The 12754-nt window shown below is 65.3% G+C and carries 10 protein-coding genes; 7 read left to right on the top strand and 3 right to left on the bottom strand.

Features of this window, described 5'->3' with window-relative positions:
• The first annotated feature begins 8 nt into the window (after positions 1-8).
• From WM94_RS26940 to WM94_RS26915, 6 genes are all read left to right on the top strand, one after another.
• Positions 9-1253, top strand: a complete 1245-nt coding sequence (locus WM94_RS26940) for a cytochrome c (protein WP_061552534.1) — start codon at positions 9-11, stop codon at positions 1251-1253.
• 272 nt (positions 1254-1525) lie between these two features.
• A complete protein-coding gene (gene ptxS / locus WM94_RS26935; protein ID WP_061552533.1) occupies positions 1526-2545 on the top strand; it encodes a transcriptional regulator PtxS in 1020 nt (339 codons plus the stop codon).
• Positions 2546-2612: 67 nt separating this feature from the next.
• Positions 2613-3401 (top strand): TIM barrel protein, encoded by a 789-nt coding sequence (locus WM94_RS26930; protein WP_061552532.1) that lies wholly within the window; start codon positions 2613-2615, stop codon positions 3399-3401.
• Positions 3394-4344 carry a sugar kinase gene (locus WM94_RS26925; protein WP_061552531.1) on the top strand — a complete coding sequence of 317 codons (951 nt, stop codon included), beginning with the start codon at positions 3394-3396 and terminating at the stop codon, positions 4342-4344. The genes WM94_RS26930 and WM94_RS26925 overlap by 8 nt, the downstream gene beginning before the upstream one ends.
• 58 nt (positions 4345-4402) lie before the next feature.
• Positions 4403-5695, top strand: coding sequence for an MFS transporter (locus WM94_RS26920; protein ID WP_039613684.1), 1293 nt, complete (start codon positions 4403-4405; stop codon positions 5693-5695).
• Between the two features lie 11 nt (positions 5696-5706).
• Positions 5707-6669, top strand: a complete 963-nt coding sequence (locus tag WM94_RS26915) for a D-glycerate dehydrogenase (protein ID WP_061552530.1) — start codon at positions 5707-5709, stop codon at positions 6667-6669.
• 114 nt (positions 6670-6783) lie between these two features.
• On the opposite strand, the gene WM94_RS26910 is transcribed toward WM94_RS26915, so the two are convergent.
• On the bottom strand, positions 6784-8088 hold the full coding sequence (locus WM94_RS26910) for an MFS transporter (RefSeq protein WP_015270504.1): 1305 nt from the start codon (positions 8086-8088) through the stop codon (positions 6784-6786).
• A 325-nt stretch (positions 8089-8413) separates the two neighbouring features.
• On the opposite strand from WM94_RS26910, the gene WM94_RS26905 reads away from it, so the two are divergent.
• On the top strand, positions 8414-9289 hold the full coding sequence (locus tag WM94_RS26905; protein WP_013972763.1) for an AEC family transporter: 876 nt from the start codon (positions 8414-8416) through the stop codon (positions 9287-9289).
• A 117-nt stretch (positions 9290-9406) separates the two neighbouring features.
• Here WM94_RS26905 and WM94_RS26900 read toward each other — a convergent pair whose 3' ends face one another.
• Together WM94_RS26900 and uvrA are read right to left on the bottom strand one after the other, a co-directional pair.
• Positions 9407-10000 (bottom strand): hypothetical protein, encoded by a 594-nt coding sequence (locus WM94_RS26900; RefSeq protein WP_061552529.1) that lies wholly within the window; start codon positions 9998-10000, stop codon positions 9407-9409.
• Positions 10001-10212: 212 nt separating this feature from the next.
• A complete protein-coding gene (gene uvrA / locus WM94_RS26895; protein WP_061552528.1) occupies positions 10213-12729 on the bottom strand; it encodes an excinuclease ABC subunit UvrA in 2517 nt (838 codons plus the stop codon).
• Between the last annotated feature and the right edge of the window lie 25 nt (positions 12730-12754).

The raw sequence follows: 12754 nt of genomic DNA, 5'->3' as shown, positions 1-12754 counted from the left end.
CGATGCGCATGAAGACAATGTTGATCGCAACCCTGCTGGGTGCCAGCGTGGCTGCACAGGCTGCGCCGAATGACGATGCGCAGGTGCGCCAGGGCGAGTACCTGGCCCGCGCCGGCGACTGCGTCGCCTGCCATACCGCCAAGGGCGGCAAGCCGTTCGCCGGTGGGCTGCCGATGGAAACACCGATCGGCACGGTGTACTCCACCAACATCACCCCGGCGGCCAGTGGTATCGGCCAGTACAGCTTCGAAGACTTCGACCAGGCGGTGCGCAAGGGCATCGGCAAGGATGGCAGCACCCTGTATCCCGCCATGCCATACCCGTCCTATGCGCGCGTCAACGAGCAGGACATGCAGGCGCTGTATGCCTACTTCATGAAGGGCGTGGAACCGGTCGAGCAGCCGAACAAGGCCACCGATATCCCTTGGCCGCTGAGCATGCGCTGGCCGCTGGCGGTCTGGCGCGGGTTGTTCGCGCCAGAGGCCAAGCCCTGGCAGGCATCGGCGGCAGCCGACCCGGTGGTCAACCGCGGTGCCTACCTGGTCGAGGGCCTGGGGCACTGTGGTGCGTGCCATACGCCGCGGGCGCTGACCATGCAGGAAAAGGCACTGAGCCCACAGGATGGCGAGCAGTTCCTGGCCGGCAGTGCACCGCTGGAAGGCTGGATTGCCAAGAACCTGCGTGGCGACCACAAGGACGGCCTGGGTAGCTGGAGCGAAGAGCAGCTGGTGCAGTTTCTCAAGACTGGCCGTAGCGACCGCAGCGCCGTGTTCGGTGGCATGAGCGACGTGGTCGAGCACAGCATGCAACACATGAGCGACGCCGACCTGACCGCTATCGCCCGCTACCTGAAGACGTTGCCGCCAAGCAACCCTGACGACCAGCCGCACGTGTACGACAAACAGGTGGCGGATGCGCTATGGAAGGGTGACGACAGCAAGCCCGGGGCGGTGGTGTACATCGACAATTGCGCGGCCTGCCACCGTACCGATGGCCAGGGCTATACCCGCGTGTTCCCGGCCCTGGCCGGCAACCCGGTGGTGCAGACGGCGGATGCCACATCGCTGATCCACGTGGTATTGGCGGGGGGCACGGTGCCGGCGACGCACGCGGCACCGTCGAACTTTACCATGCCGGCTTTCGGCTGGCGCCTGAGTGACCAGGAGGTTGCCGAGGTGGTGAACTTCATTCGCACCAGTTGGGGTAACCAGGGCAGTGTCGTCACTGCCAGTGACGTGAAATCCCTTCGTTAACTGCATCCCTCTGTCTGCACCCCCAATCCACTGTGGGAGCGGGTTTACCCGCGAATGCGTCGGCACATTCAAAATCGCATTCGCGGGTGAACCCGCTCCCACAGGGTTTCGCATTTACTTTTCTATATTTATCAGTTAGTTAAATAGCATTCTTATTGCATTTACTATGCGTGGATATCGCACTCCCGACCAACGGCATGTTGACGAACGCGTGCGATTTTGCTGTATTGAAACCGGTTTCATCGCTATCACAACAATCATAAGGACAGCCCATGACCGCCGCGCCTGCCCATGCCCGCGAACGGGTCACCATCAGCGAAGTAGCGCGTGTCGCTGGCGTTTCCAAGGCCACCGTCTCCCGTTACATCGGCGGTGACCGCCAGTTGCTCGCCGAAGCCACCGCCAAGCGCCTGGAAGAGGTCATCGAGCGCCTCGGTTACCGCCCCAACCAGATGGCCCGTGGCCTGAAGCGCGGCCAGACGCGCCTGATCGGCATGCTGGTGGCCGATATCCTCAACCCCTATTCAGTGGCCGTGATGCATGGCGTGGAAACAGCCTGCCGCCAGCATGGCTACAGCCTGGTGGTGTGCAACACCAACCGCGACGACGAGCAGGAGCGTCACCATCTGGTGGCCCTGCAGTCCTACAACGTCGAAGGGCTGATCGTGAACACGCTTGGCCATCACCCCGGCGAATTGCTCAACCTGCAGCGCGACATCCCCATGGTGCTGGTCGACCGCCAGTTGCCCGAACTGAATGTCGACCTGGTGGGCCTGGACAATGCCGACGCGGTCGAGCAGGCCCTCAACCACCTGCAAGCTCAAGGCTACCGCGACATCCTGGCGGTAACCGAACCCCTCGATGGCACCAGCTCGCGCCTGGAGCGAGTACAGGCGTTCGGCACCTCGGTCAGCCGTCGCCCCGGCATGCGCCAGCAGGTGCTGGAAATCGGCGCCGGGCTGGATGGCCAGCTGGCTTCGTTCCTCGCCGGCGGGGGTCATGGCCCGCAGGCCATCTTCACCTTCAACGGTGTCGCCACCCTGGCCGTGACCCGGGCCCTGCACGAAGCAGGGCGCAATCTGTTCGTGGACGTCGGGCTGATCGCCCTCGACGACCTCGAGTGGTACCCCTTGGTCGGCAGCGGCATCACTGCACTGGCCCAGCCCACCGAGCGAATCGGCGTGGCGGCATTCGAGAGCCTGCTTGGCCGCCTGCGCGGCGACAGCGGGGCAGCCCGGCGCATCGACTTCAAGGCCGAGCTGATCATCCGAGGTTCAACCCAGCCACAGTAATCACAGGCAGGCACCTGCGTGCCTGCTGTCATCAAAAAATGAAACCGGTTTCATAAGGACAAGAACAATGCACTCGAACCCCGTTTCCATCAGCCTCTCCAGCTACGGTGCCGACTTTGTCCGGCAGCGTGGCCAGGAGCAATTCCTTGACCTGCTGGCTGCCGCCGGCGTTACCCGCGTGGAGCTGCGCGAAGAACTGTTCACTTGTGCGCCGGACACTGCAGCGCTGGCTGCAGCCATTGCCGCGCTGCGCCTGGAGTGCCTGTATTCCTCGCCCCTGGAGCTGTGGACAGCACAAGGCGTGCCTGACCCGCAATTGGCGCAAAAGCTGGAAACCGCCCGCGCCCTTGGCGCGGTCGTGCTCAAGGTTTCCCTGGGCCACTACCATGCGGGCTGTGACGTCGCGGCCTTGGCGACGCTGTTGCCGGCGCATGGGCCATTGCTGCTGGTGGAGAACGACCAGACCGCGCAAGGTGGACGGATCGAACCCCTGCAGCAGTTTTTCCAGCGCGCCGACGAGCTCGGGCTGACCCTGGGCATGACCTTCGACATCGGTAACTGGCAGTGGCAGGGCGAGCCTGCCCGACATGCCGCACGCCAGCTGGGCCGCTGGGTGCGCTATGTGCACTGCAAGGCCGTGCAGCGCCGGGCCGATGGGCGCCTGGTTGCCGTACCGCCAGAGGCATCGGACCTGCAGGAGTGGGCCGAGCTGATGGCCGAGTTCACCCCTGGCGTGGTACGCGCTGTCGAGTACCCGCTGTTGAGCGACGATCTGCTGGCGCTGACCCGTGCCCAGGTGCGCGACCTGGCGGCGCTGGGGCAGGGCGTATCGAGTGAGGAGCTGAGCCATGCATGAGCATGACGTGTTGTGTTTCGGCGAGACCATGGCCATGTTCGTCGCCGAGCAGGCCGGCGACCTGGCCAGTGTCGGCCAGTTCGGCAAGCGCATTGCCGGCGCCGACAGCAACGTGGCCATCGGCCTGGCGCGGCTGGGCTTCAAGGTCCGCTGGCTGAGCCGGGTGGGCGACGATTCGCTGGGCCGTTTCGTGCTCGACAGCCTGCGCCGCGAAGGGCTGGACTGCTCCGGCGTCGAGGTGGATGCCAGCTACCCCACCGGCTTCCAGCTCAAGGCCCGCTGCGACGACGGCAGCGACCCGGCGGTGGAGTACTTCCGCCGTGGCTCGGCGGCCAGCCGGCTGTCGCCGGCGTTGCTGCGCCCGGGCTCTCTGCAGGCTCGCCACTTGCACGCCACCGGCATCCCGCCGGCGCTGTCGGAGGGCTGCCGGGCGCTGTCGCATGCATTGATGGATGCCATGCGTGCCGCCGGGCGCAGCATCTCGTTCGACCCCAACCTGCGCCCCTCGCTGTGGCCTGACCAAAGCAGCATGGTGCGCGAAGTCAATGCCCTGGCGGCCAAGGCCGACTGGGTGCTGCCAGGCCTGGAAGAGGGCCGCCTGCTGACCGGGCAGCACACCCCGGCAGACATCGCCGCTTTCTACCTCGACCAAGGGGTGGAACTGGTGGTGATCAAGCTGGGCGACGCCGGTGCCTACTTCCGCACCGCCAAGGGCGAAGGCCAGGTGGCGCCAGTGCCTGTCAGCCAGGTGGTAGACACCGTTGGCGCCGGCGATGCCTTTGCCGTCGGCGTGCTCAGTGCGCTGCTGGAGGGCCACCCGGTAGCCGAGGCAGTGGCGCGTGGCAACTGGTGCGGCAGCCGCGCCGTGCAGTCGCGTGGCGACATGGAAGGGCTGCCGCTGCGCCATGAGCTGCAAGCCCACGACCTGCGCAGAAGCGCCTGAACACTTGACCCCGAAACACCTGTTGCAACAAAAACAACAAGCTCAGGAGAAACGAACCATGCAAAGCCAAAGCCTGGCACCTCGCCGCTGGTGGTACATCATCCCGATCGTGTTCTTCACGTATAGCCTGGCGTACCTGGACCGTGCCAACTACGGGTTCGCCGCCGCTTCCGGCATGGCTGAAGACCTGCATATCACCCCCGCACTGTCTTCGCTGCTGGGGGCACTGTTCTTCCTTGGTTACTTCTTCTTCCAGGTGCCTGGCGCCATCTACGCCGAAAAGCGCAGTGTGAAGAAGCTGATCTTTGTCTGCCTGATCCTCTGGGGCGGCCTTGCCACGCTCACGGGCGTGGTCAGCAACGTCTACATGCTGATCGCCATCCGCTTCCTGCTCGGGGTGGTGGAGGCGGCGGTGATGCCGGCCATGCTGGTGTACCTGTGCCACTGGTTCACCCGCGCCGAGCGTTCGCGCGCCAATACCTTCCTGATCCTCGGCAACCCGGTGACCATCCTGTGGATGTCGGTGGTGTCGGGCTACCTGGTCAAGCATTACGACTGGCGCTGGATGTTCATCATCGAAGGCCTGCCCGCCGTCATCTGGGCGTTCTTCTGGTGGCGCCTGGTGGATGACCGCCCGGCCCAGGTGAACTGGCTGAGCGCGCAGGAAAAGGCCGCCCTTGAGCAGGCGCTGGCTGCCGAGCAGCAAGGTATCAAACCGGTGAAGAACTACCGCGAGGCGTTCCGCTCGCCGCAGGTGATCATCCTTTCGCTGCAGTACTTCTGCTGGAGCATCGGTGTGTATGGCTTCGTGCTGTGGTTGCCGTCGATCCTCAAGCAAGCGGCCAACCTCGACATCGTGCAGGCCGGCTGGCTGTCGTCGGTACCTTACCTGGCGGCGGTGCTGGGCATGGTGGGTGTGTCGTGGGCGTCCGACCGCCTGCAGAAGCGCAAGCGTTTCGTCTGGCCGCCACTGCTGATCGCCGCCGTTGCGTTCTATGGCTCTTACGCCCTGGGCAGCGAGCACTTCTGGCTGTCGTACGCGTTGCTGGTGGTCGCCGGCGCCTGCATGTACGCACCCTATGGCCCGTTCTTCGCGATCGTGCCCGAGATCCTGCCGGCCAACGTCGCCGGTGGTGCCATGGCACTGATCAACAGCATGGGCGCGCTGGGCTCGTTCGGCGGTTCGTGGCTGGTGGGTTACCTCAATGGCGTCACCGGCGGGCCTGGTGCCTCCTACCTGTTCATGTGCGGTGCGCTGCTGGCCGCAGTGGCGCTTACCGCCGCACTCAATACTTCCCAGACATCCGGCCGGGCCAAGCGCGGCAACTCGCGTCTGGCCATGAACCATTAGGAACCTGTGCAATGAAGAAGCGAATCGTCCTGTACAAACGCCTGTCCGACGACTTGATGGCACGCCTGCAAGAGCGCGTCGAGGTGACCTGGGTGGATACCTCCCAGCCCGATGGCCTGGCCCGTCTGCGCGATGCCTTGCCGGGGGCGCACGGGCTGCTGGGAGCCAGCCTGCGCCTGGACGCCAGCCTGCTCGACCTGGCGCCACAGCTTGAAGTGGTGTCCAGCGTTTCGGTCGGTGTCGACAACTACGACATCGCCGAACTCAGCCGGCGTGGCGTGATGTTGACCAACACGCCCGACGTGCTGACCGAAACCACCGCCGACACGGGCTTCGCCTTGATCCTGGCCACCGCCAGGCGGGTGGTGGAGCTGGCGAACTGGGTGCGAGACGGGAACTGGCAGGCCAACCTCGGCCCGGCGCATTTCGGCAGTGATGTGCACGGTAAGACGCTGGGCATCGTCGGCATGGGCCGCATCGGCGAGGCCCTGGCCCGGCGCGCCGCGGCCGGTTTTGGCATGCGTGTGCTGTATCACAGTCAGCGTGCCAAGCCAGAGGTGGAGGCGCGCCATGCTGCGCGTCAATGCAGCCTGGATGAGCTGTTGCAGCAGGCGGATTTCGTTTGCCTGACCGTACCGCTGAGTGCCAGCACCGAAGGCCTGATCGGCGCGCGGGAGCTGGCGCTGATGAAGCCCCAGGCAATCCTGGTGAACATTTCCCGCGGGCGCGTGGTGGATGAGCCAGCGCTTATCGAAGCGTTGCGTGCCCGGCGCATACGCGGCGCCGGCCTGGACGTGTTCGTGCAGGAGCCGCTGTCGGCGCAGTCGCCGTTGTTGCAGCTGGACAACGTGGTGGCGACCCCGCATATCGGCTCGGCGACCGAGGAAACCCGCCAGGCCATGGCGCGCTGTGCGGTGGACAACCTGCTCAGTGCCCTGGCTGGTGAGCGCCCGGCCAACCTGGTGAATGGCTAAAGCCAGGTCCACAAACCTGCGCGGCTCCCACAGGTATGGCGCATTCCTTCAGCAGGTGGGGTTTCTGTGGGAGCGGCCTTGTGTCGCGAAAGGGCTGCAGGGCAGCCCCCGGAGTCAATGCGATTCTGAACGCTGCGCCTGCGCTGGCGCAGCACTCTCCACCGGCTCCAGCGGTGGGTGCTCCTGCGCCGCGTGCATCAGGTCTTCTGTCACCCGCAGCTCGGCACCGGTCGGCGAGAAGGTGGTCGAAGCGGTGAACGGAGCCGGGTGTTCTGCCGCCGGGCGCTTGCCTCGGCGCCACATGAAGAAGCACACCATGGCCAGGTTGACCACGGCAAAGGCCCAGAACAACCCGGCCTCGCCAAACTCGGTCATCATCGGCGAAATCGCCACCGGCGCCATGGCCGAACCCAGCGAGTTGATCAGCAGCAGGCCCTGGATCATCGGCACCAGTGCATCCGATGGCGCGCGGTCGGCCGCATGGCTGACCGCCACCGGGTAAAGGGTGAACACGCCACCGCCCAGCAGGAACAGCATGGCCGGAAGCAGGATCGAGTCAGGCGGCAGGAACACCGTCACCAGCGACAGCAGCACGCACAGCCCGGCCAGGGCGATCAGCACATCCTGGCGGTCCTTGCGGTCAGACCAGCGCCCGACCGGGTATTGCAGCAGCATGGCACCCAGAATTACCCAGGCCATCATGTTGCCGACCTCGCCCACATCCAGGCCGATGCGCTGCAGGTACAGCGGCAGCAGGGCATAGATGCCGGCAATGGCCACACCCGAACCGAAGCAGCCGACCAGGCCCGACGGCGCAACGCCCAGCAACTGGCGCGGCTTGAGCGGTTCGACCTGGTCCAGCAGTGGCGACACCCGCGGCAGGATCACGATGGGCAGTACCGACAGGGCGGCGAGCACGCCGGCCAGCATGAACGGTGCGGTGTCACCCATCTGGGTGATTTCGCCAAGGCCGGCCTGGGCGATGACCCCGGCGCCGTAGAAGGCGATCATGTACAGCGCCAGCAAGCGGCCGCGGATCTTGGCGTCACCGGCCAGCAGCAGCCAGCTTTCGATCACCAGGAACACGCCCACTGCCGCCCAGCCGTTGATCAGGCGCAGCACCGACCACCAGGTGACGTCGTAGAACAGGCCTTGCAGCAGGATGGTCACGGCGATCAGCGAGGCGAAGCTGGTGTAGGCGCGGATATGGCCGATGCGCAGGATCAGCCGGTCGTTGAAGATGGCACCCAGGGTCAGGCCGATGAAGTAGGTCGAGGAGACCACACCGATGGTGGTGGCTGATTCGCCGGCAGCGCCCAGGCGCAGGGTGGTAAGGGAAGACATGAAGCCGTTGCCCAGGGCAATGATGAACAGCCCGAGCAGGGGCGCCAGCGCCATGGCCAGCAAACGCGGAGACATAGGTACCTCTAGTTGGATGAGCGGAATGAGCGCCTTTTCGGACGCGCACACCGGCTCGACCCGAACGGGGCCGAGTGGCTGCACGGATGTGCCTGGGCTGGATGCGACGTTGCCGGTTGCCACCGTTCAAGGCGACGGGCGAAAAGGAAGCGCGATTCTACGGGCTTGCGCGGTTTTGCCCAAGGGGCTTGGGTGTGCGACGAGACGCCGCAGCCTGTGGGCGACACGAATGCGTCTTGGGCGGACATCCCGGGGCCGCAAAGCAGCCCCGGCAATCCCGAAGACTGCGGCATAATGCGGGGCCCACCCCCAAGGAAGGCCCCCCATGTTCGCTTCGCTGTTCGCCGTCCTGGCCCCGGTTTTCATCGTCGCCGGCATCGGCTATGCCTGGGCCCGCAAGGGCCTGGACTACCCCACCGAATTCATCGCCCGGGTGGTGATGACCGTCGGCACCCCGTCGCTGGTGCTGTCCACGCTAAGCCGCACCGAGCTGGACCCGAACGCTTTCACCAGCATGGCCATGGCCTGCCTGCTGTGCACCTTGGGCATGGCCCTGGCCGGCTTGCTGGTGTGCCGCGCTTCGGGCATGCACTGGCGTGTGCTGTTGCCGGCGTTCATGTTCCCCAACACCGGTAACATGGGCCTGCCGATCAGCCTTTATGCCTTTGGCGAACACGGGCTGGCCCTGGCCGTGGCGTTCTTCCTGACACTGTCGATCGTCCAGTTCACCCTCGGCATGGCCATTTCCGGTACTGCGGCTTCGTTCAAGGCACTGCTGCGCAACCCTATCGTGATCAGCCTGGCCGGTGCCATGCCGATCATCTTTCTCGATTTCGAGTTGCCGCGCTGGCTGGCCAATACCGCAGACCTGCTGGGCGGCATGACCATCCCGCTGATGTTGCTGACACTGGGCGTGTCGCTGGCCAGCATTCGCCTGCGCCATGTGGGCAGCGGCATGCTGCTGGGCGGCTTGCGCATTGGCCTGGGGGCAGCCGTGGGCTGGGCGGTAGGTGCGGCGCTGGGCATGGGCAACCTGGAGCGTGCGGTGCTGGTGGTGCAGTCGGCGATGCCGGTGGCGGTGTTCAATTACCTGATGGCGGTGCGCGCCAACCGCGAGCCGGAGCAGGTGGCGAACCTGGTGATGTGTTCCACGGTGCTGTCGTTTGCCTGGTTGCCGGTGGTGCTGGCCTGGTGGATGTAAGTCTGTACCGGCCCTTTCGCGGGTAAACCCGCTCCCACAGGTACTGCGCAGGTCTCAAGGCCTGTGATGGACCTGTGGGAGCGGGTTTACCCGCGAAGAGGCCGGCACGGCAAACGGCTATTTCTCCTGCAACCGCCACCCCTGGCTGGTCAGCACCATCGCCCGGGTTTCCTTGAGCGGTGCTTCATTGCTGGCCACCGCCTTGCCCAGTTCGGCAATGCTGGCCTTGACCCCGTCATCCCCGGCCCAAGCCGGTAACCCGGTGATCTTGTAGGCATAGGTCACATTCGACATCTTCTGCCCGGTCACCTCGCTCGGCTCACTGAACTGCTCGATGGCGGTGACCTGAGCCTTGCCGAAGCACAGCCCGTTATCTGCCTTGTAATACTTGCGGCCTTCGTCGGTGAGGTCATAGGCGTAGTAGATGTCCGTGCGTGCCGCTTGCCACAGGCGGGCGGGCACCTCGGTGCGCGAGATCTCCTTTTCGCTGACCACACCTACCTGGGCCAGGGCATGCAACGCCTTGTTGGTGCCATGGACGTCGAAGTCCTGGGTTCTGGTGGGGAATGAACTGATGACGAAGCAGTGTGGGTACTGGGTATCGAGGTAGGCCTGGGCGGCCTTCTGGAAACTGGCCTCGCTGGTTTCCTCGCTGTTCGAGCAACCGGCCAGGGTTGCCAACAGCGCCAGCGGCACGATCTTCCTGTACATGGTGACACTTCCTTGAGTGACAAAGGCAAACGGGTCGTGCGCGATTAGAACCTACGGGCTAGAGCGGCGCAATCATGGCAAGACGGCATCTCTGCATGTGCTTCGCTGGCCTCTTCGCGGGTAAACCCGCTCCCACAGGGTCACCACAGATCTTGCAAGCTGTGTAAGTACCTGTAGGAGCGGGTTTACCCGCGAAGAGGCCGGTGCAGGCGCTACAAGGCCTTGGCCAGAAACGCCGCAGTGCGGCTTTCAGCACACCCGGCCACCACCTGTGGCGTGCCGCTGACCACCACCTGGCCCCCGGCATCCCCGGCCCCAGGCCCGATGTCGATCACCCAGTCGCTCTGCGCGACCACCCGCATGTCATGCTCGACCACCACCACGCTGTGCCCGCCATCGACCAGGCGGTTGAGCTGCACCAGCAGCCGGTCGATGTCTTGCGGATGCAAGCCGTTGGTAGGTTCGTCAAGTACATACAGCGTCGCCCCGCGGGCCATGCGCTGAAGCTCGGTGGCCAGCTTGATGCGCTGCGCCTCGCCGCCGGACAGTTCGGTGGCCGGCTGCCCCAGGCGCAAATAGCCCAGGCCGATGTCCTGCAGCACCTGCAGGCAGCGGCGCGCCGCTGGCTGCTCGGCGAACACTTGCAGGGCCTGGTCGACGGTCAATTGCAGCACCTGCGCGATGTTCATGCCTTGCCAGCTCACCGCCAGGGTTTCCGGGTTGTAGCGAGCGCCATGGCAGGTCGGGCAGGGCGCATAGACGCTGGGCATGAACAGCAACTCGACACTGACGAAGCCTTCGCCCTCGCAGTTCTCGCAGCGCCCCTTGGCAACGTTGAAGGAGAAACGCCCGGCATCGAAGCCTTGTGCCTTGGCCTGTTCGGTGGCAGCGAACAGCTTGCGTACATGGTCGAACAGGCCGGTGTAGGTGGCCAGGTTGGAACGAGGCGTGCGGCCGATCGGTTTCTGGTCGACCTGCACCAGGCGCTTGATGCTGCCAAGGCCGGCGCTGACAAACCCGCCGCTGGCCTGTTCGGGTTCATCTTCCAGGCTCTGCTCCTCAGGCTCGCTGCGCAGGTCGGCATGGCCCAGGTGCGCCCCCACCAGCTCCAGCAGAGCCTGGCTGACCAGGCTCGACTTGCCCGAGCCGGAAATACCGGTGACGGCGGTAAAGCAACCCAGCGGGAATGCGGCACTGAGGTCGTGCAGGTTGTTGCGGCTGATGCCTTCGAGCCTCAGCCAGTCGCGGGCCTGGCGTGGTGTGCGCGTGGCCTGGGCCGATGTACTGAACAGGTAGGCCCGGGTGCATGACTGCTCGACCCGGGCCAGGCCGGCGGGCGGCCCGCTGTAGAGAATGGTGCCGCCATGCTCGCCAGCGGCAGGCCCTACATCCACCAGCCAGTCGGCGCGACGCATGGTATCCAGGTCGTGCTCCACCACATACACCGAATTGCCAGCCTGCTTCAGGCGCTGCAGCGCTTGGAACAGGGCTTCGCTGTCGGCCGGGTGCAAGCCGGCCGACGGCTCGTCCAGCACGTAGATCACACCGAACAATTGCGAGTTCAGCTGGGTGGCCAGGCGCAGGCGTTGCAGCTCCCCAGAGGAAAGGGTAGGGGTGCTGCGCTCCAGGGCCAGGTAGCCCAGGCCCAGGTCGAGCAGGGGGCCGATGCGTTCGAGCAGTTCGTTGGCGATGCGTTGCGCGGCGAGGCGTTTTTCCAGGGTCAGGTTGCCGTCGTGCTGCTCCAGATAACCTGGCGCAGCAACCTGACGGAACACCTCGGCCAGCGCCTGCAACGACAACCGCGACAGCTCGCCTATGTCGCAGCCGGCGAAGGTTACGTCCAGCGCCTCACGCTTGAGGCGCTTGCCCTGGCACTGCGAGCATGGGCTGGGGCGCATGTACTGCGACACACGCTTGCGCATCTGCGCGCTCTGCGAGTGCATGAAGGTGTGCAGCACGTAGCGCCGGGCACCGCTGAAGGTGCCCTGGTAACTCGGCTCGAGCATGCGCTTGAGCGCAGCGCGGGTCTGCGCCGGGGTCAGGCCGGCATACACCGGCACCGTGGGTGTTTCTTCGGTGTAGAGAATCCAGTCGCGTTGCTGCTGGGGCAGGTCGCGCCAAGGGGTATCGACGTCATAGCCCAGGGTCACCAGAATGTCCCGCAGGTTCTGCCCCTGCCAGGCCATCGGCCAGGCCGCTACGGCCCGTTCGCGGATGGTCAGCGACGGGTCGGGGACCATGGTCGCTTCACTCACTTCATAGACCCGCCCCAGCCCATGGCACTCCGGGCAGGCACCTTGCGGGGTGTTGGGCGAGAAGTCCTCGGCATGCAACATCGGTTGCCCGGCCGGGTAGCTGCCGGCGCGGGAGTAGAGCATGCGGATCGAACTGGACAGGGTAGTCACGCTGCCCACCGAGGAACGTGCACTCGGCGTGCCGCGTTGCTGCTGCAGGGCCACGGCCGGCGGCAAGCCTTCGATGGCGTCGACGTCCGGCACGCCGACCTGATCGATCAGGCGCCGGGCATAGGGCGCCACCGATTCGAAGTAGCGGCGCTGGGCTTCGGCGTAGAGGGTGGAGAAGGCCAGCGAGGACTTGCCCGAGCCGGACACCCCCGTGAATACCACCAGCGCGTCGCGAGGGATATCCACATCGATGTTCTTCAGGTTGTGCTCGCGGGCGCCACGAACGCGAATGAAGCCGGTGGGGGCGGGTGAACGTGGCGGCATCTGAGCGGTCCTTGGCGGTTGAGAG

It is taken from the genome of Pseudomonas sp. ABFPK, from assembly GCF_001586765.1.
GTDB classification, from domain to species: domain Bacteria; phylum Pseudomonadota; class Gammaproteobacteria; order Pseudomonadales; family Pseudomonadaceae; genus Aquipseudomonas; species Aquipseudomonas asiatica.
Note: the sequence above shows the minus strand (reverse complement) of the source record. Positions and strands in the feature narration are given on the sequence as shown.